We start from the raw sequence: 17,881 nt of genomic DNA, 5'->3' as shown, positions 1-17,881 counted from the left end.
TACTCCTGCGTATCAACGGTGGAAGGAATTTGAAAACAAAAAAGACCTCTGCCGTTGATAGGCAAAGGTCTTGCTAGACATATGTAATGAAAATGCCAACAAAGCCGGAAGAACTAAGTTCTACGTAATGACGACTTTGTTTCCAAGAAATAGTTCTTGGACGCTACTCCCCTTTGGAGATATGCTATTGTACTCTCATTATATGGATAATTTATACGGTTGTCAACCTGTTAAAATATCTTCGTTGGGATATTTTATTTTTCTTTGTTTTTTACGTGCAAATGAAAAGGCTAATGTTAAAGGCCCCATCTTTCCAAAAAACATCATAAAGATAATAATTGTTTTGCCGATGATTGTTAAGTGTGGCGTCAAATTCATGCTAAGGCCGACAGTTCCAAATGCTGAAAATACTTCAAAAGCACTCATTAATAAAGGAACCTTCTCAGTGATGCTTAAAATTAAAATAGAAAGAAAAATAAACGAAATTGAAATAATAGTAATCGTTAATGATTTGACAATGAGCGTATCTTTAATGGATTTTTTAAACACGACAATATCATCTTGTTCTTGCAAAAATTTAAATACGCCGAAAAACATAATCAAAAAAGTCGTTAACTTAATCCCACCACCAGTTGAAGCACTGCCAGCACCAATAAACATAAGAAGCATCATTAATAAAAGTGAAGGTTTTGATAATGCAGAGATATCAACAGTATTAAACCCGGCAGTACGTGTTGAAACCGCTTGAAAATAAGCAGCCATACCTTCTTCAAATGGTGTAAAACCTCTCATGGAAATTGAATTATGGAACTCAAATATAAAGATAAAAGCTGTAGCAATAATATTGACGATTAGAGTAGAAGAGAGCATAAGCTTTGAGTGCAAAGTAAGGTTTTTAAAGTTTTTCTTTCTTTTTATATCTACGATAACCGTAAAACCAATCCCACCTAAAATAATGAGGGAAGAAATAACGAGATTGACGAGAATGCTATGGGAGTGCGACATTAAATTATCGCTCCACACAGAAAACCCAGCATTGTTAAAGGCTGAGATAGAATGAAAAAAGCTATAATATATACCTTTGGCAACCCCGTATTTTGGTACCCATTCAAAAGAGAGAAGTAAAGTAGCGATACATTCTACAGTAAAAGAAAATAAAAATAATGCTTTTGCAAGACGAATGATTCCGCCGACATTTGTTTGATTTAATGCTTGTTGTAATAAAATCCGGTTTTGAAGGCCGATTTTTCTACCGAGCATAATTGCGATTAAAACAGCAAAGCTCATAATGCCAAGCCCGCCAACTTGTATAAGTGTTAAAATGACACATTGGCCAAATAAGGTAAATACTTTACCAGTGTCCACAACACCAAGCCCTGTAACCGTACAAGCAGAAACCGTTGTAAATAAAGCATCGAGCCATGAAATAGACGTTGTTGTAGCAATTGGCAATTTCAATAGGCATGTACCGATAATTGATAGCATAATAAAAGATACAGTAAGAACACGGGGAGGACTCATGCTAATGTTAATCCGTTTCATTTCACATATCGTTCCTTTCGATTTGCTCTTACTAGTATGTGAAGAAGCACTATTATGTATGTTAAAAAAGAAAGAGGCAGAGAATATCTGCCTCTAAGCCATAGGTTATATAGTTATCCGCGTAATTGTTGTTGAGCTAAAGCAACAAGACGTTTCGTTACTTCACCGCCAACTGATCCGTTAGAACGAGATGCTGTATTAGATCCTAAGCTTACACCGAATTCTTGTGCGATTTCATATTTGAATTGTTCAAGTGCTTGCTCTGCACCCGGAACTAGTAATTTGTTTGTTTTCACCATGTTGATACACATCCTTAAAGAGTAATCCAGTTTAGCTAAGTGCTATCTGGTAATGTTATTTTATGTGTAAACGACGTACTCATACACGGAAGTAAACGGTGTGATTAGAAGTTCTTGGATAGAAAAAAGAGTAGCAAATTTGCTACTCTTTTTTCAGTATTGTCGCTGTACCTTCTACGACAATATCATCAGATTGATTATATATGTTTGTTTGCAATGTGATAATTTTTTTATCGTCCCGTTTTTTAATAACTTCTGCCACAACGCGAAGTGTATCACCGATTTTGACAGGAGCACGGAATGAAACGTTTTGTGATAAATAAATCGTATTTTTGCCAGGAAGTTTCGTTCCAAGAATGGTAGAAATAAAACTTGAAACGAGCATGCCATGGGCAATACGTTCTTTGAACATTGTCGTTTTTGCAAAAGAGTCTAGAATGTGAATAGGATTTACATCTCCAGTCAATTTTGCAAAATTGATAACGTCCTCATCCGTAATTTTTTTTGTAAGTGATGCTTGATCACCGACTTGAATCTCATCGTAACGAAGCTCCGGAACAGTTTGTGCTTCTTGAAATGGATTCATTTTGTCCTCCTTCTTTTCCATATCGAAAAATGTAAGCCATCTTGATGTAGTAGGAGGAAGAAAGAGTTTTGTTTGTGCTGCAGTTAGTTGCCACATTTTTCTTACTTGATGGAAGTAAATAGATTTTTTGAGTTTTCCTCGAACTGCTTTGCGAGTTCTAGTTGTTTGGACTTGAACTCTCCCAAAAAAACTTCTAACTGTTTTTGAACCTCTTCACGTTGCGACTGTTGTTGTTCGATAAAGTGTTTTGTTGTTTCTTCAAATTGGCCGCTAGTTTGAGTAAGAATAGACAAAGATGTTTTTGTAGGCGAAACAGTAAGTTGGTGCATTTGATTAGAAAGCTCATTCCACTTTTCTTGCCACTCGTTAATTTGATCATTTAAGGAGTTTCCAGTTAATTGCTTCACATAGTCTGTATATTGGTTATTGAACTGAGCAGTGAATTGGTGTAGTTCTTTTTCTAGTTCATCTACTCCTGATGTTAATTTATGCAAAGCGTCTTGTTGTTGTTTTAACGTTTCTAAAGTAAGTTGCTCTAATTGTTTCCCAGCTGAAGAGAAGAGGGAAAGAGATTGAGACCAGTTTTTCCAAAATGCATCGACTAATTCGTATGGCTTAGTTTCCATTGTTTGACCTCCAAATGTTTTTTTGCATATTGTGAACGCAGATTACTCTGCTGTACCACCAGGTGAAGATGAAGAATCCTTTTCATCCTTTTCTGGAGAAGTAGAAAATGGAAAGAATGCATTGGTGTATAACGTGAAAAACGTCCGCAACATATTTTGATAATGTTCAAAAGAAGTCGCACATGTTGTTAAATATTGCTCTCCATATTCTGTTAAAGAATAAATTCGTTTCGCTGGCCCGCCTTCGCTTGTATCCCAAGTAGAAGAAATAAGATTTTCTTTTTCTAATTTGCGTAGTGTCCTATACACATTACCTTGGTCAACAGAAGAAAAGCCGATGTCCATTAGCATTTGAATAAGTTTGTAACCATGAAGACTCCAGTCTTTTAGACAGAGAAGTAAGAAAGGAACTAAGAAGTTTTTTGGCATGGAGTTTGGTTGTTTCGCTTGGTTTTTTTCCAAACTTTCTGGGTGTTCTGGTTCATTATGTAGCATGATTGTACATCACCTCATGAATCAGTTAGATGGAATTTTTTGCTTATAAGTGCAATTTACACCTATCTGTTTTTAATGTCAATACATTTGTTAGAAAATAAAGAAAAATAAAATATATACTTGAAGTTTTATTCGGAATATTAGAAAATAGTGAATAGGTTGAATTGTTTCAAAAACGAAAAAGGGAGTGTAGTCGAAGTGATTGATCAAAAATTCGATCCATTGCAAGCATGGAAAAATGCTTATGAACAAACCGAAACATTTTGGGGAAAAGCGCTCAATGAAACAATTAAAACAGAAGAATATTCTGCTTGGATGGGCAGCGTTCTAGATTTGAATTTGTTTTATCAAAAAGCATTAAATGATACGACAAAAAATTATTTAGAACAGGTGAATGTGCCGACGAGAGAGGATATCGCTAGAGTAGCTACGCTTGTTATTAACTTAGAAAATAAAGTTGATAACATCGAGGAAATTCTAGAAGAGAAAGTGGATTCATTAGGACAAGCTCCTACATTAAAGCGTGATGTTACGAAAGTAAAACAAGATATGCGCACGTTAGAAACGAAAGTTGATCAAATTTTAGAATTGCTAGAAAAGCAAAATGCAGTACTAGCTAAACTACAAGTACCTGTAAAAGAAGAAGTAAAGCCTGTAAATAAGCCAGAAAATAAAAAATGATAATGGCGTTTGTTTATAACGTGTAAAAGAGGGAGGGAGAATCTCTTTTCATGTATAAACAACGAAACATAATTAATATATGGACTCAATTAGTATGAGTACCAAAATGATTCATAACAATCGTTCACAAATTCATTTAAGGGGGAAAAGAAATGGTTCAATTAAATGGCAAAGTAGCAATCGTAACAGGTGGGGCAAAAGGAATTGGAAAAGCAATCACAGTAGCATTAGCACAAGAGGGAGCAAAAGTAGTTATTAACTATAACAGCAGTAAAGAAGCAGCTGAAAACTTAGTAAATGAATTAGGAAAAGAAGGACATGACGTTTATGCAGTTCAAGCGGATGTTTCTAAAGTAGAAGATGCAAACAGACTTGTAGAAGAAGCTGTGAATCATTTTGGTCAAGTTGATATTCTTGTTAATAATGCTGGTATTACAAGAGATCGTACATTCAAGAAATTAAATCGTGAAGATTGGGAGCGCGTAATTGACGTGAACTTAAGCAGTGTATTTAATACGACAAGCGCGGTACTTCCATACATATCGGAAGCAGAAGAAGGAAGAATCATTAGTATTTCTTCTATTATTGGCCAAGCTGGTGGATTTGGACAAACAAACTACTCAGCAGCAAAAGCAGGTATGCTAGGATTTACAAAATCATTAGCGTTAGAATTTGCAAGAACAAATGTAACTGTAAACGCAATTTGCCCAGGATTTATTGATACTGAAATGGTAGCAGAAGTACCAGAAGAAGTGCGTCAAAAAATCGTTGCGAAAATCCCGAAAAAACGTTTTGGTCAAGCTGATGAAATTGCAAAAGGTGTAGTATATCTATGCCGTGACGGTGCGTATATCACAGGTCAGCAATTAAACATTAACGGCGGATTATACATGTAATGAAGTAAGAAAAAAGTGCATATCCATAGCAGGAATGCACTTCTTTTTTTAGAAAGAAATTGACCAAAAAGGAGATAGGAAAAATGACTACATTCGTAACGGAATGGGAAAAGCAATTGGAGTTGTACCCAGAAGAATATCGTAAAGCATATCGCCGTGTGAAAAGAGCGAGCGAAGTTTTATTACGCGAACCAGAACCACAAGTTGGTTTAACACCGAAAGAGGTTATTTGGACGAAGAATAAAACGAAGCTGTATCGTTACATTCCAAAACAAGAAAAAACACAGAGAGTTCCAATCTTATTAATATACGCTCTTATTAATAAACCGTATATTATGGATTTAACTCCAGGAAATAGTTTAGTGGAATATTTAGTAGATCGTGGTTTTGATGTGTATATGCTTGATTGGGGCACATTCGGTTTAGAAGATAGTCATTTGAAGTTTGATGATTTCGTGTTCGATTATATTGCAAAAGCAGTGAAAAAAGTAATGAGAACTGCAAAATCGGACGAGATTTCTTTACTTGGTTATTGCATGGGTGGAACGTTAACATCTATTTATGCAGCGCTTCATCCGGACATGCCAATTCGTAACTTGATTTTTATGACAAGTCCTTTTGATTTCTCTGAAACAGGATTATACGGTCCTTTATTAGATGAGAAATATTTCAATTTAGATAAAGCGGTTGATACATTCGGAAATATTCCGCCAGAAATGATTGATTTCGGAAATAAGATGTTAAAACCAATTACAAACTTTGTCGGTCCATATGTTGCTTTAGTCGATCGTTCAGAAAATGAGCGCTTCGTCGAAAGTTGGAAATTAGTTCAAAAGTGGGTAGGCGATGGTATTCCGTTCCCAGGTGAATCGTATAGACAATGGATTCGTGATTTTTATCAAAATAATAAATTAGTGAAGGGTGAACTCGTTATTCGCGGACAAAAGGTAGACCTTGCAAATATTAAGGCGAATGTCTTAAATATTTCTGCGAAACGTGATCACATTGCTCTGCCATGTCAAGTAGAAGCTTTACTTGATCATATTTCTAGCACAGATAAACAGTATGTATGTTTACCGACAGGACATATGTCTATCGTGTATGGTGGAACGGCTGTAAAGCAAACATATCCGACGGTTGGAAATTGGCTGGAAGAGCGTTCTAATTAAAGAGAAGAAATCCAACTAGCGTATGTTAGTTGGATTTTTTTATGGAAAATGACGAAACATAGAAAGGAGAAAATTACATTGTAGGAGTATAATTATGAAGCTTATGACTGGTAAGTTGTTTTGGAATGCTGGAGTTTCTGTACCTTGTTATCCAACGTTAGAAAATGATATGATATGTGATGTACTAGTAATTGGAAGTGGAGAAGCAGGTGCTCATATAGCGTATTCGTTAGCTAAAATTGGAATGCGTGTTATGCTCATTGAAAAAAGAGCAATTGCATGTGGTAGCACAGCTGCAAATACAGGATTATTACAATTTGTTCATGATAAATCGTTAACCTCTCTTATTCATACATTTGGTGAAGAGAAAGGGGTACGAGCATATAGACTTTGTTATGAAGCGCTGCAAACAATGGAGAAGGTTGTGCCAACTCTCGATATTGATCCCCATTTTATTCCGCGAAATAGTTTGTATTATGCAAGTAGAGATGAGGATGTTTCATTTTTACAAGAAGAATATAATACGTTACGCCATTATGGATTTCCGGTTGAATATTTTACAGAGTCTGATATTAAGAAACGTTATTCATTTGCAAAACAAGCAGCGTTATATACAAGCGGTGATGCAGAAGTGAATCCGTATTTATTAGCACATAGTCTTTTGCATAAAGCGAAACAAATGGGCGCTACTATATACGAACATACAGAGGCATTACATATTAAACAAATCCAAAATGATTTAATTTGTTACACGAAAACAGGAAATAAAATTGTAGCAAAGAATATTATTATGGCGACAGGTTATGAAGCAATTTTTGGAAAGAAAGAAAAAAATACAACAGTAGAAACGTCTTATGCCGTTGTGACAAATAAGATAGATTATTTTGAAGGCTGGCATGAGCAATCGTTAATTTGGGAAACAGCACGTCCGTATTTGTATAGTCGAACGTATCAAAATCGCATTGTTATAGGCGGATTAGATGAGGCGCTGAAAATTCAAAAAATCGGCGATACGAAATTATTGCATAAGCGTGATCTTCTTATTAACATTGTAAAAGAAATGTTCCCCCAGTATAAAAATATACGGGCAGAGTACTATTGGGCAGCAGCATTTGGTGGCAGTCATGACGGTCTTCCTATTTTAAAAGAAGATAAAAAAATACATAATTTATATTACGCACTGCCGTATGGGGGAAATGGAACTGTATACGGAATGGTATTTGCGAAACTATTTCAGCAGTTATTTACAAATGAAGAAAGTGATGATTTTTCTTTATTTAATCGATAGAAAAAAGGTAGCGAAGTGATGGAATGAGAGATATAAAAAAGTTTTTACAAAAGTTACGTCCCGTACAACTTATCGTTGTATTTTATTTACTAGCCGTAGTCGTATCGGTAATTTTGCTTAGTTTACCATTTGTTACGAAGCCTGAAGTGAAATGGACATTTATCGATGCACTATTTACATCTGTTAGTGCGGTAAGTGTTACGGGACTGTCTGTTGTTACGATTTCAGATACGTTTACAACGGCAGGAATTATTGTTTTAGCCCTTATTTTACAATTAGGCGGATTAGGAATTATGGCGCTTGGTACATTCGTCTGGATTATAACGGGGAAAAAGATTGGTTTGCAAAGAAGAAGATTAATTATGGCAGACCATAACCAAGGGAATTTATCGGGCCTTGTAGAATTGATGCGTTCTATTTTAATTGTAATTATTTCGATAGAACTCATTGGAGCAATACTGTTAGGTACAAGGTTCTTACTATATTTCCCGACTTGGCAAGAAGCTTATTTTCACGGTTTCTTTGCCGCTGTGAGCGCAACAACGAACGGAGGATTTGATTTAACAGGACAATCACTTATTCCGTACAAAAAAGATTATATTGTTCAAATGATTCATATGTTGCTTATTATTTTAGGAGCTATCGGTTTCCCAGTGTTAATGGAAGTAAAACAATTCCTTAGTAAAAGGCGACAACAACTATTTCGCTTTTCGTTATTTACAAAATTGACGACAACGACATTTTTTGTACTCGTTATTGTTGGAACAATTATGATTTTTCTATTGGAACGAAATCATTTTTTAGTAGGAAAGTCATGGCATGAAACTGTATTTTATACATTATTCCAATCTGTGACGACGCGAAGTGGAGGACTGGCTACAATGGACATACGTGAATTATCACAACCAACGCTTTTATTTATGAGTATATTAATGTTCATTGGGGCATCTCCAAGTTCAGTTGGGGGCGGAATACGTACGACAACATTTGCAGTTAGTATATTATCGTTATATACATTTGCAAGAGGCGGGAGAACAGTCCGAGTTTTCAAACGTCAGCTACATGAAGAGGACGTGTTGAAAGCATCTGTCGTTATGACGATGGGGATTTTATTATGTGCCTCAGCGCTATTCATTTTATCTATTACGGAAAATGTACCGCTTATGAGCTTAATCGTTGAAGTTTGTTCTGCTTTCGGGACGACGGGACTATCAACAGGTGTTACTCCTGATTTAACAACTGTTGGTAAACTTGTACTTATTGTACTTATGTTTATCGGACGCGTCGGTATTTTAACATTTATATTAGCTAGTGGCGGAAGAGAGCAACCGCCTCGCTATAAATATCCGAAAGAGAGAATTATTATTGGATAGTATGAAACCATTCTACCTATGTTAGGTAGAATGGTTTTTTAGTCGTTAATTCCGAATTGGGGATGCATAAAAGCATCATTTTTATTATCAACTTCGTTTTTAAGTAATTCTTGATTTTCTTCTGCAATCCATCCGATATCATTTGTAGGATGGATCCATTCTTCCCCAGCCATAATAGCAGGATCTACCTCATCACTCCAATTATTAAGAGGACTGTTAGTGGAATCGTATTTACTGTCTCCAATTACAACATCATATTGATTTATAAAAGGTTGTTGCATCTTTTTGCCTGTGCCTTTAAAAGAAGGAAAGTTCATTTGATGAGGGAGCGTCTCGTCTAAAATTGGCGATTGTATCGTTTCTTTTTCTTTCAAAGTAATCGCTCCTTTTTGTAATGGCTTGTTCGTATGTAGTATTTCCATCTATAAGCTCTTATGTACTTGTTAACACTTCCCAGTAATAATTACTGTAAGTTGTTTCAAACTAGAATAGAAAGTTATTTCGTGAGAGCAGGTGAATATGTTGGTAAAAAGAAAAGTAAAACAAAATGCAGCAATTAATAATAATAAAACTCCGAAAGAAAGCTTACCAGATGCAGAATTTGCATTAGAGTATGAAGGAGAAAATAGTGCGAAGTATGCAAATCGTAATTCAAAAAAAGGTAAACAAAAATGAGGCGTTTTTTACAAACGCCTCATTTTTTTGTGGGATTATAAAGGTTTTTTTAATTATTTGTAAATTTCACGTTTGATATTAGCAGAAAAATGCGAAAAAACATAGAAGTAGCAACGTATTACACAAAAACAAACAACAAACAAAAGATTAATGTTGGTTTAATACTGCTTTTACACTAGTTGTTTATATTAGAGTTGTACATAAGATTTGTAAAAGGAGAGAGAGACAGTGAAAAAAACAATCTTTAAAGCTGTAGCAACTGGAATGGTATTTTCGTTATTAATGGGGTGTGGTGCAAAGAAAGAAGAAAGTGCTGGAGCAAAAGTAAAAGATGATAAATTATCTGGATCATTAACTGTTTACACAGCGATTGAAGAAGAGCTTGTACCGATTTATCTTGATTCTTTTAAACAGAAGTACCCAGACGTGAAGTTGAACATTGTTCGTGATTCAACAGGAGTTATTACAGCGAAATTGCTAGCTGAAGGAAAAAATACACAAGCAGATGTTGTATGGGGAACTGCAGCGTCTAGTCTATTAGCTTTAGAGAAAAAAGATATGTTAAAAGGATACTCTCCAAAAGGAGCAGATCGTGTCCTTTCGCAATTTAAAGACGATAAGAAACCAGAAAAATGGGTAGGAAATACTGCATTTATGACGGGGATTGCTGTAAATAAAGAAGAATTGAAGAAGAAAAATTTACCGATGCCAGAATCATATGAAGATTTAACGAAACCAGAATATAAAGGAACGCTAGTTATGCCGCATCCGGCTTCTTCTGGAACAGGATTTTTAACAGTTTCTGCATGGCTACAAATTATGGGAGAAGATAAGGGCTGGGATTACATGAAGAAACTTCATGATAATATGGCAACTTATACTCATTCAGGTTCAAAACCAGCGAAATTAGCAGGCGCAGGTGAATATCCAGTTGGTGTATCAATGGTTTATAGTGCTTTGAAAGAGAAACAAAAAGGTGCACCAGTTGAAGTTGTACTGCCGAAAGAAGGATTAGGCTGGGAAGTAGAAGCGAACGCACTTATTAAAAAAGATAATGCTAAAAATGATAAATTAGCGCAAGCATTTTTAGATTGGGCAATTACAGATGATGTAATGAAGTTATACTTCGAGAAAAATGGATTTGCGACAATTAAAAATGATTATAAACTTCCAGATGGATTCCCTAAAGATGTGACAGAAAAGTTATATAAAAAGAATGACTTTAAATGGGCAGCAGAAAATCGTGACAAAATTTTAGAAAAATGGGAAAAAGAGTTTGGCCAAAAAGCAGAACCGAAAAAGTAAGTGAGTGGGAGAGAGAAAAATGAGCGAATATTTATCAATTCAACACATCCAAAAACAGTTTGATGCATTTACAGCGTTAAAGGATATTTCTTTTACTGTGAAAAAAAATGAGTTTGTTTGTTTATTAGGCCCAAGTGGTTGTGGGAAAACGACATTGCTCCGAATTTTAGCGGGGCTAGAAGAGGCAACAACAGGTAGTATTGCTGTGAATGGAAAAGATATTACAGCATTACCACCTGGAAAGAGGAACTTCGGAATGGTTTTTCAATCGTATGCATTATTTCCGAATTTAACTGCACTTGAAAACATTGAATACGGCTTAAAAACAAAAAAATATGGAAAAGCAGAAGTAAAAGAAAAAGCGCTATCGGCGTTAGAACTTGTGGATTTGCTGAATGTAAAAGATAAATATCCTGCTCAAATGTCTGGTGGACAACAGCAGCGAGTAGCACTTGCACGTGCGCTCGCTCTGTCTCCCGATATTTTGTTACTTGATGAGCCGTTATCTGCTTTAGATGCAAAAGTGCGTGAAAAGTTGCGCAGAGAAATGCGTGATTTGCAAGAAAAAGTGGGAGTAACAACTATTATGGTAACGCATGATCAAGAAGAGGCATTAACGATGGCTGATAAAATTGTTGTAATGAATCATGCGGAAATTATGCAGATTGGAACACCAGAGGAGATTTATCAAAGACCAGCCAATCCATTTGTGGCAGATTTTATTGGTTCTATTAATTTCTTTTCGAAAAATAACGAAGAACATGCGATTCGTCCTGAACATGTAACAGTTGTACAAAATAATGGTATTAAAACAGTTGTAGAAAGCATGGAATTTCGCGGTTCTGTATACCGGACGGAAGTGCGGGTCATAGAAGAGAAAACACACCTTTATAATGAGAAAATTGTAGTGGATATATTGGCATCAGAAGTAGAGGAAACTGCTATTAGAAAAGGAAAGCCAATTCAAATCTCTTTCTCAGAAAATCATATGTTGTCATATGGAAAGAAGGTCATTGTATAGATGGAGATGTTAGAAAACTTTAAGGCAGAAAGTACAAAAAAAAAGATTAAGAGACGTATCGGTAAAGAAGAGTGGATACAAAGACTATTAATTATTGGTATGCTTCTTTCATTTTTTATCATGCTTGTATTGCCTTTATTACAACTGTTTACACAAGCCTTTTATGATAAAGATGGAGCTTTTGTTGGTGTTGCGAATTTCAGTAAATATTTCACAACACCAACGCTAGTTCAATCACTACAAAATACGATATGGATTTCGGGCGCTACAACAATTATTTCAGTTACACTCGCTTTCGCTTACGCATATGCGATTGCTCGTACAAATGTTTTTGGAAAGCGCGTATTTCAATACATAGCATTATTACCATTATTCGCACCAACGATGATGCACGGTATTGCGCTTACATATTTATTTGGTAATCAAGGGTTAATAACAAAAGGAATGTTTGGTTTATTTGAAGGAATACAAATACCGTTATACGGACCAGTAGGAATTGTAATGGCTGAAGTTATGTATACATTTCCGCAAGCATTCCTTATTTTATTAATTGCTCTCCAAGGTTCTGATTATCGTTTATATGAAGCTTCTAATATGTTGGGTGCAAGTAAAGTGAAACAGTTTTTTACGGTTACTTTACCTAGTGTGAAATACGGATTAATTAGTGCGATGTTCGTTGTATTTACACTTAGTTTCACTGATTTTGGGGCACCTAAAATTGTTGGAGGACAATATAACGTACTTGCTACTGACGTATATAAGCAAGTAATTGGACAGCAAAATATGTCCATGGGCGCAACTGTCGGAATGATTTTATTGATCCCAGCTATTTTCGCATTTGCAGTTGATCGTATTACGCAAAGAAAACAGGCGAATCTCTTATCTTCAAAAGCAGTACCTTACAGAATAATAAATAATAAGAAAAGAGATGTTATTTCATTCGTATATTGTAGCGTAGTCACGTTTATGATCATTCTTTTATTTGTGGCAGTTGGTATTGCTGCAAGTGTGAAAGTATGGCCATATAATATGAGTTTTACACTTGAGCATTTTAATTTTTCAAGTTTGACAGGAGACGGAATTGAAGCATTTAAAAATAGTGTAATTGTCTCAGCTATTACGGCAGTTATCGGGGCGATTTTAACATTTGTGTTCGCTTATGCGATTGAAAAAATAGAACAGCTACAGTTTTTCAGAAAAGTAGGCTACTTTTTCTCTATTGTACCGTTAGCGATTCCTGGATTAGTACTTGGATTAGGATATGTCTTTTTCTTTAGTCAACCAACAATTCAAATTCTAGGACTTTCAGTAACAAATCCGTTTCATTCCTTATATGGCACAATTGCTGTTTTAGTATTAGTAAATATCATTCATTTTTACTCTGTAACGTTTGTTACCGCAACGACTGCTTTAAAGAAACTGGACCGAGAGTTTGAACTTGTTTCACAGTCGATGAGCGTACCGTTTTATAAAACTTTCTTTCGAGTAACAGTACCAATGTGTTTACCAGCTATGTTAGAAATGGTTATGTACTATTTCGTAAATTCAATGGTGACTGTATCGGCAGTAGTGTTCTTATATGCGGCTGATTTTAAACTAGCTGCTGTATCAATTGTAAATATGGATGATGCAGGAAATGTAGCACCAGCAGCTGCAATGAGTGTACTTATTGTTGTTACAAATATTGTAGTGAGGGTTGTATATGAATGGGGAACGAAAGCACTTCGTAACCGAACGTCACAATGGCAAAAAAGATAAGTAAGAAGGGTGATGGATAGAATGAAAATTGAAGCAGTTATTTTTGATTGGGCAGGTACGACAGTTGATTACGGATGTTTTGCACCATTAGAAGTATTCATGAAGATTTTTCATAAACGCGGTGTTGAAATTACAGCAGAAGAAGCTCGTAAACCAATGGGGTTATTGAAGATTGATCATGTTAGGGTATTAACGGAAATGCCTCGTATTTCGAATGAGTGGAAGCATGTCTTCGGACAATTACCAACAGAAGAAGATATTCATGAGATGTATGAAGAGTTTGAAGAAATTCTCTTTGCTATTTTACCGTACTATGCCACGCCAATTGATGGGGTAAAAGAAGTGGTTTCTTCACTACGTGAAAGAGGTATTAAAATTGGATCAACAACTGGTTATACGAGAGAAATGATGGACATTGTTGCAAAAGAAGCAGAAATACAAGGGTATAAACCTGATTTTCTTGTGACGCCAAATGATGTTCCAGCAGGTCGTCCATATCCGTGGATGTGTTATAAAAATGCGATGGAACTCTGTGTATACCCAATGAATCATATGATAAAAATTGGAGACACCGTGTCAGATATGAAAGAGGGTAGAAATGCTGGAATGTGGACAGTTGGTGTAATCCTCGGTAGTAGTGAGCTTGGTTTAACGGAAGAGGAAGTTGAGAATATGGATCCGTTAGATCTTCGTGAAAAAATAGAAGTAGTTCGTAATCGTTTCGTTGAAAATGGGGCTCATTTTACAATTGAAACGATGCAGGAGCTCGAAAACATAATTGAACATATCGAGAAACAAGAACTTATTATTTCATAAAGGGGGGCACACGATCATGAATGAAAATCAATATTTATTATTAACACCAGGACCATTAACGACAACAAAAACTGTAAAAGAAGTTATGTTATACGATTGGTGTACGTGGGATGTTGAATATAACACGATGGTGCAAGATGTAAGAAATAGGCTTGTATCGTTAGCGACAAAGGAAGAAGAAAAGTACACAACAGTTTTAATGCAGGGAAGCGGTACGTTTGCGGTTGAAGCAGTAATTGGTTCTGTTATTCCTAGAAACGGAAAGCTGCTAGTTTGTACAAATGGTGCGTATGGTAAGCGGATTGTACAAATGGCAGAGATGTTACATATAGATGTGGTGGTCAGTCAAACAGAAGAGTGGGAGCCTACTAATATTGCAGAAGTAGAACAGTTATTACAACAAGATAAAGAGATTACGCATATTGTAGTTGTTCATTGTGAAACAACTACAGGTATTATTAATCCAATTGTAGACGTATGTAAATTGGGAAAACAATACGGAAAAGTTACACTGGTTGACGCAATGAGTAGTTTCGGTGGTATTGAAATAGATATCGCTGAGTTGCAAATTGACTTTCTAATTAGTAGTGCGAATAAATGTATTCAAGGTGTTCCCGGATTCGGTTTTGTCATCGCAAATCGTGATGAACTATTGAAATGTAAAGGGCAAGCTCGTTCTTTATCATTAGATTTATATGATCAGTGGGAAACGATGGAAGAGCAAAATGGGAAATGGCGCTTTACTTCACCTACACATGTTGTGCATGCTTTTTATCAGGCATTACTTGAATTAGAAGAAGAAGGCGGGGTAAGAGCCCGTTACAATCGATATTATAGCAATCAAAAACTACTAGTGCACAAAATGAAAGAAATGGGCTTTAAGCCATTAGTAGATGAAAAATATCAATCTCCTATTATTACATCTTTCATTTATCCAGAAGCAGGATTTGAATTTTTGCAGCTATATAATGAATTAAAGCGATATGGATTTGTTATTTATCCAGGCAAAATTTCGAAAGTAGATACGTTCCGCATTGGGAATATCGGTGATATACATGAAGAAGATATAAACCGTTTAGTTGATAGTATTGCTAAAGGAGTTGTTATAGGATGAAAGTATTTTGTTTAGGTGGAGCAGGTAAAATTTGTCGTGAAGCAATTTTAGATTTAGTTCAATTTTCATCTTTTGAGACGATTACGGTAGCCGATTTTAACGAAGAAGAGGGCCGTAAAGTAGTAGAGTGGTTAAATGATCCTCGTGTTGATTTTGTGAAAGTCGATGTGACAAATCATGAGGATACGGTCGCAAAAATGAAAGGCTATGACATTGTAATGGATGGTACGACGATAAAGTTAAATGGATTGTCTACTCGCTGTATCGCAGATGCCGGCTGCCACGGTGTGAACTTAAATGGATTCGGTGAAGAAAATGAATCCCACTCTAAATTTGTTCAACATGGAACAACATGTTTACCTGGGTTTGGTATGACACCAGGTGTAACGCAAATGATGGCCATGCATGCAGCAAATCAGCTAGATACTGTAGAGTCAGTTCGAGTAAGTCATGGCTCGTATCGTCCAATTGCTTTTTCTGCATCAATTACAGAGACAACGACATATGAATATGATCCACATTTGCCGACGCGTACAGTGTATGAGGAAGGTGAATTTAAGCAAGTACCTCCGTTTGCGCGCCCGAGAGAAATTGAATTACCAGCACCTTACGGAAAAACAATGCAGTATATAATCCCGCATTCAGAAACGATTACGTTAGCGAAGGCACTGGAAGATAAAGGTGTACAGCTTATTGAAACAAGAGGAACTTGGCCAGAGCAAAATATGCAGCTCGTTCGTGCTTTATATGATTATGGTATATTGCGTAATGATCAAATTGAAATAAACGGTAAAGAAATTGGTATTATGGATTGTATTTCGAAGTATCTATTAAAATCGAAAGAAGGACAAGCAACAGAGCTTTATGGTTATGCACTTCATGTAGAAGTAGTAGGTATGAAAAATAATCAAGAACAAAGGCATGTGTTATACCATACGCATCCGCTATCTGACGGTTCTGTAGTAGGTTGGGAGAAATTAAGGGCCTATACAAGAAATGTTGGTATCCCATTTGGAATCGCTACAGAGTTAATTGCAAAAGGAGTAGTTAATAAGGCCGGTGTTATTACTCCTGAAGAAGCTTTCGAAAATCCACAAATTATTTTTGACGAACTAGAAAAGCGCGGTATTTATATTCATGAAGAGATTTCTACTTACAAAGAAAATTATAACTTTGTATAAGTAAGACAGTTTATGAGGTAGATATAAATGGGGTGAGGCTATGTCTGTAGTAGGTGAAGAGAGAAAGAGGACAATTCTTGAGAAGGTAGAGTTTAAAGGAAAAGTAAAAGTTTCAGAATTAGCGAGAGAGTTCGCAGTATCAACAGAGACGATTCGTCGGTATTTAGAAGAATTAGATCGTGAAAAAAAATTGAAGAAAGTGTACGGTGGAGCCGTTCAACTTCCGGGAGCTGGGATAGAGGCACCGATGTTAGAACGAGAGATGCTGCATATAGAAGAGAAGAAAAGAATTGGGTATAAAGCAGCAACGTTTGTGGAAGATGGAGATGTTATTGCGATTGATGATGGAAGTACACCACTTCAAATGGTGCCATATCTTGTTCATCGTAAAAATTTAACGATTGTAACAAGTTCATTTCCAGTAGCAACACAATTAATTTCTTCTATTAATAAAAAGATGTTTCACGGTGAAGTTTTATTTATAGGCGGGAAAGTATCTCCAAAACATTCACGTGTGTCGGGATCTATTTCACAGCAAGTAATTCATCAATTTCATTTTCATAAAGCATTCGTTTCGATTGATGGGTTGTTGCAAGGTTTTGGGGTTTCTAGCTTTGAATTAGAAAAGGCGAAACTGTCAGAAGCGATGATGAAATTAGCTGAGAAAACGTATATTTTATGCGATCATACAAAGGTAGGCGTAAAAGGGAACTACCGAATAGCAGGATTTTCTCGTATTCAACATATTATTTGTGATAAGAAAATGCCCTATAGTTTTGAAGAAGAAGTCAAAAAGCATAATATTCAATGGACAGTTTGCTAAATGAATTGAATACGTTAAAACTCCCACCTAATTTTTAGGTGGGAGTTTTACTATCAGCAAGTAAAAAAATAAAAGCTTTGTATTTATGCAAAAAGTGGACACATTTTCTCATCTCGTTCATATAATTTACCAATACAAAAAAAGTTGGTCGAAGGAAAGAAGGGAAAGTATGTCGGAACGGATATATAATAAACTTGTATTGTATGCAAATATTTTGCAAAAAATTGGTGTTA

The 17,881-nt window shown here is 35.8% G+C and carries 19 protein-coding genes and 1 riboswitch; of the genes, 13 read left to right on the top strand and 6 right to left on the bottom strand.

Going from position 1 to position 17,881, the window contains the following annotated elements:
- Window positions 1–11: 11 nt before the first annotated feature.
- Window positions 12–184, bottom strand: a riboswitch (yybP-ykoY riboswitch).
- Between the two features lie 38 nt (window positions 185–222).
- From MHH66_RS19865 to phaQ, 5 genes are all read right to left on the bottom strand, one after another.
- The gene (locus MHH66_RS19865; RefSeq protein ID WP_033708914.1) at window positions 223–1,542 is read right to left on the bottom strand and encodes a TrkH family potassium uptake protein; all 1,320 of its coding nucleotides are present in this window, start codon (window positions 1,540–1,542) and stop codon (window positions 223–225) included.
- Between the two features lie 113 nt (window positions 1,543–1,655).
- The gene (locus tag MHH66_RS19860) at window positions 1,656–1,841 is read right to left on the bottom strand and encodes an alpha/beta-type small acid-soluble spore protein (RefSeq protein WP_000241212.1); all 186 of its coding nucleotides are present in this window, start codon (window positions 1,839–1,841) and stop codon (window positions 1,656–1,658) included.
- Between the two features lie 142 nt (window positions 1,842–1,983).
- Window positions 1,984–2,427, bottom strand: coding sequence for a MaoC family dehydratase (locus MHH66_RS19855; RefSeq protein ID WP_001067911.1), 444 nt, complete (start codon window positions 2,425–2,427; stop codon window positions 1,984–1,986).
- Window positions 2,428–2,528: 101 nt separating this feature from the next.
- Window positions 2,529–3,053 (bottom strand): polyhydroxyalkanoic acid inclusion protein PhaP, encoded by a 525-nt coding sequence (gene phaP, locus MHH66_RS19850; protein WP_002011575.1) that lies wholly within the window; start codon window positions 3,051–3,053, stop codon window positions 2,529–2,531.
- Window positions 3,054–3,095: 42 nt separating this feature from the next.
- Window positions 3,096–3,548: a poly-beta-hydroxybutyrate-responsive repressor gene (gene phaQ, locus MHH66_RS19845; protein ID WP_000903018.1), complete on the bottom strand. Its 453-nt coding sequence runs from the start codon at window positions 3,546–3,548 to the stop codon at window positions 3,096–3,098.
- Window positions 3,549–3,746: 198 nt separating this feature from the next.
- On the opposite strand from phaQ, the gene phaR reads away from it, so the two are divergent.
- The 5 genes from phaR (at window position 3,747) to MHH66_RS19820 (ending at window position 8,955) form a co-directional block, all read left to right on the top strand.
- Entirely contained in the window at window positions 3,747–4,229 is a 483-nt protein-coding gene (phaR, locus tag MHH66_RS19840) for a polyhydroxyalkanoic acid synthase subunit PhaR (RefSeq protein WP_000566956.1), read from the top strand.
- Window positions 4,230–4,381: 152 nt separating this feature from the next.
- Window positions 4,382–5,125: an acetoacetyl-CoA reductase gene (locus MHH66_RS19835; RefSeq protein ID WP_078184145.1), complete on the top strand. Its 744-nt coding sequence runs from the start codon at window positions 4,382–4,384 to the stop codon at window positions 5,123–5,125.
- 83 nt (window positions 5,126–5,208) lie between these two features.
- A complete protein-coding gene (gene phaC / locus MHH66_RS19830; RefSeq protein ID WP_000206840.1) occupies window positions 5,209–6,294 on the top strand; it encodes a class III poly(R)-hydroxyalkanoic acid synthase subunit PhaC in 1,086 nt (361 codons plus the stop codon).
- A gap of 94 nt (window positions 6,295–6,388) precedes the next feature.
- Window positions 6,389–7,582 carry an NAD(P)/FAD-dependent oxidoreductase gene (locus MHH66_RS19825; protein ID WP_078184146.1) on the top strand — a complete coding sequence of 398 codons (1,194 nt, stop codon included), beginning with the start codon at window positions 6,389–6,391 and terminating at the stop codon, window positions 7,580–7,582.
- A 23-nt stretch (window positions 7,583–7,605) separates the two neighbouring features.
- A complete protein-coding gene (locus tag MHH66_RS19820; RefSeq protein WP_002126155.1) occupies window positions 7,606–8,955 on the top strand; it encodes a TrkH family potassium uptake protein in 1,350 nt (449 codons plus the stop codon).
- A 38-nt stretch (window positions 8,956–8,993) separates the two neighbouring features.
- On the opposite strand, the gene MHH66_RS19815 is transcribed toward MHH66_RS19820, so the two are convergent.
- Window positions 8,994–9,377 (bottom strand): DUF3905 domain-containing protein, encoded by a 384-nt coding sequence (locus MHH66_RS19815; RefSeq protein WP_002011568.1) that lies wholly within the window; start codon window positions 9,375–9,377, stop codon window positions 8,994–8,996.
- Window positions 9,378–9,474: 97 nt separating this feature from the next.
- Between MHH66_RS19815 and MHH66_RS19810 the strand changes: the two genes are divergently transcribed.
- The 8 genes from MHH66_RS19810 (at window position 9,475) to MHH66_RS19775 (ending at window position 17,648) form a co-directional block, all read left to right on the top strand.
- Complete coding sequence (locus MHH66_RS19810; RefSeq protein ID WP_002011566.1) at window positions 9,475–9,630, top strand: hypothetical protein; 156 nt, start codon at window positions 9,475–9,477, stop codon at window positions 9,628–9,630.
- Between the two features lie 228 nt (window positions 9,631–9,858).
- Entirely contained in the window at window positions 9,859–10,935 is a 1,077-nt protein-coding gene (locus MHH66_RS19805; protein WP_002030507.1) for a putative 2-aminoethylphosphonate ABC transporter substrate-binding protein, read from the top strand.
- A 19-nt stretch (window positions 10,936–10,954) separates the two neighbouring features.
- Window positions 10,955–11,956 (top strand): putative 2-aminoethylphosphonate ABC transporter ATP-binding protein, encoded by a 1,002-nt coding sequence (locus MHH66_RS19800; RefSeq protein WP_002086828.1) that lies wholly within the window; start codon window positions 10,955–10,957, stop codon window positions 11,954–11,956.
- On the top strand, window positions 11,957–13,714 hold the full coding sequence (locus tag MHH66_RS19795) for a putative 2-aminoethylphosphonate ABC transporter permease subunit (protein ID WP_063217413.1): 1,758 nt from the start codon (window positions 11,957–11,959) through the stop codon (window positions 13,712–13,714).
- 21 nt (window positions 13,715–13,735) lie between these two features.
- A complete protein-coding gene (gene phnX / locus MHH66_RS19790; protein ID WP_078184147.1) occupies window positions 13,736–14,530 on the top strand; it encodes a phosphonoacetaldehyde hydrolase in 795 nt (264 codons plus the stop codon).
- Window positions 14,531–14,546: 16 nt separating this feature from the next.
- Window positions 14,547–15,644: a 2-aminoethylphosphonate--pyruvate transaminase gene (phnW, locus tag MHH66_RS19785; protein WP_078184148.1), complete on the top strand. Its 1,098-nt coding sequence runs from the start codon at window positions 14,547–14,549 to the stop codon at window positions 15,642–15,644.
- Window positions 15,641–16,825: a saccharopine dehydrogenase family protein gene (locus tag MHH66_RS19780; protein WP_063217416.1), complete on the top strand. Its 1,185-nt coding sequence runs from the start codon at window positions 15,641–15,643 to the stop codon at window positions 16,823–16,825. The genes phnW and MHH66_RS19780 overlap by 4 nt, the downstream gene beginning before the upstream one ends.
- Window positions 16,826–16,865: 40 nt before the next feature.
- The gene (locus tag MHH66_RS19775; RefSeq protein WP_002030497.1) at window positions 16,866–17,648 is read left to right on the top strand and encodes a DeoR/GlpR family DNA-binding transcription regulator; all 783 of its coding nucleotides are present in this window, start codon (window positions 16,866–16,868) and stop codon (window positions 17,646–17,648) included.
- Window positions 17,649–17,881 lie beyond the last annotated feature (233 nt).

The organism is Bacillus sp. FSL H8-0492, assembly GCF_038006145.1.
Classification (GTDB): domain Bacteria; phylum Bacillota; class Bacilli; order Bacillales; family Bacillaceae_G; genus Bacillus_A; species Bacillus_A mycoides.
Note: the sequence above shows the minus strand (reverse complement) of the source record. Positions and strands in the feature narration are given on the sequence as shown.

Excerpts from the sequence above, each read along its gene's own strand:
- phnX (WP_078184147.1), top strand. The coding sequence starts at position 13,736 with ATGAAAATTGAAGCAGTTATTTTTGATTGGGCAGGTACGACAGTTGAT.
- MHH66_RS19810 (WP_002011566.1), top strand. The coding sequence starts at position 9,475 with ATGTTGGTAAAAAGAAAAGTAAAACAAAATGCAGCAATTAATAATAAT.
- MHH66_RS19815 (WP_002011568.1), bottom strand. The coding sequence starts at position 9,377 with ATGGAAATACTACATACGAACAAGCCATTACAAAAAGGAGCGATTACT.
- MHH66_RS19795 (WP_063217413.1), top strand. The coding sequence starts at position 11,957 with ATGGAGATGTTAGAAAACTTTAAGGCAGAAAGTACAAAAAAAAAGATT.
- phaC (WP_000206840.1), top strand. The coding sequence starts at position 5,209 with ATGACTACATTCGTAACGGAATGGGAAAAGCAATTGGAGTTGTACCCA.
- MHH66_RS19780 (WP_063217416.1), top strand. The coding sequence starts at position 15,641 with ATGAAAGTATTTTGTTTAGGTGGAGCAGGTAAAATTTGTCGTGAAGCA.
- MHH66_RS19775 (WP_002030497.1), top strand. The coding sequence starts at position 16,866 with ATGTCTGTAGTAGGTGAAGAGAGAAAGAGGACAATTCTTGAGAAGGTA.
- MHH66_RS19820 (WP_002126155.1), top strand. The coding sequence starts at position 7,606 with ATGAGAGATATAAAAAAGTTTTTACAAAAGTTACGTCCCGTACAACTT.
- phaP (WP_002011575.1), bottom strand. The coding sequence starts at position 3,053 with ATGGAAACTAAGCCATACGAATTAGTCGATGCATTTTGGAAAAACTGG.
- MHH66_RS19825 (WP_078184146.1), top strand. The coding sequence starts at position 6,389 with ATGAAGCTTATGACTGGTAAGTTGTTTTGGAATGCTGGAGTTTCTGTA.
- phnW (WP_078184148.1), top strand. The coding sequence starts at position 14,547 with ATGAATGAAAATCAATATTTATTATTAACACCAGGACCATTAACGACA.
- phaQ (WP_000903018.1), bottom strand. The coding sequence starts at position 3,548 with ATGCTACATAATGAACCAGAACACCCAGAAAGTTTGGAAAAAAACCAA.
- MHH66_RS19835 (WP_078184145.1), top strand. The coding sequence starts at position 4,382 with ATGGTTCAATTAAATGGCAAAGTAGCAATCGTAACAGGTGGGGCAAAA.
- MHH66_RS19800 (WP_002086828.1), top strand. The coding sequence starts at position 10,955 with ATGAGCGAATATTTATCAATTCAACACATCCAAAAACAGTTTGATGCA.
- MHH66_RS19865 (WP_033708914.1), bottom strand. The coding sequence starts at position 1,542 with ATGAAACGGATTAACATTAGCATGAGTCCTCCCCGTGTTCTTACTGTA.
- MHH66_RS19860 (WP_000241212.1), bottom strand. The coding sequence starts at position 1,841 with ATGGTGAAAACAAACAAATTACTAGTTCCGGGTGCAGAGCAAGCACTT.
- MHH66_RS19855 (WP_001067911.1), bottom strand. The coding sequence starts at position 2,427 with ATGAATCCATTTCAAGAAGCACAAACTGTTCCGGAGCTTCGTTACGAT.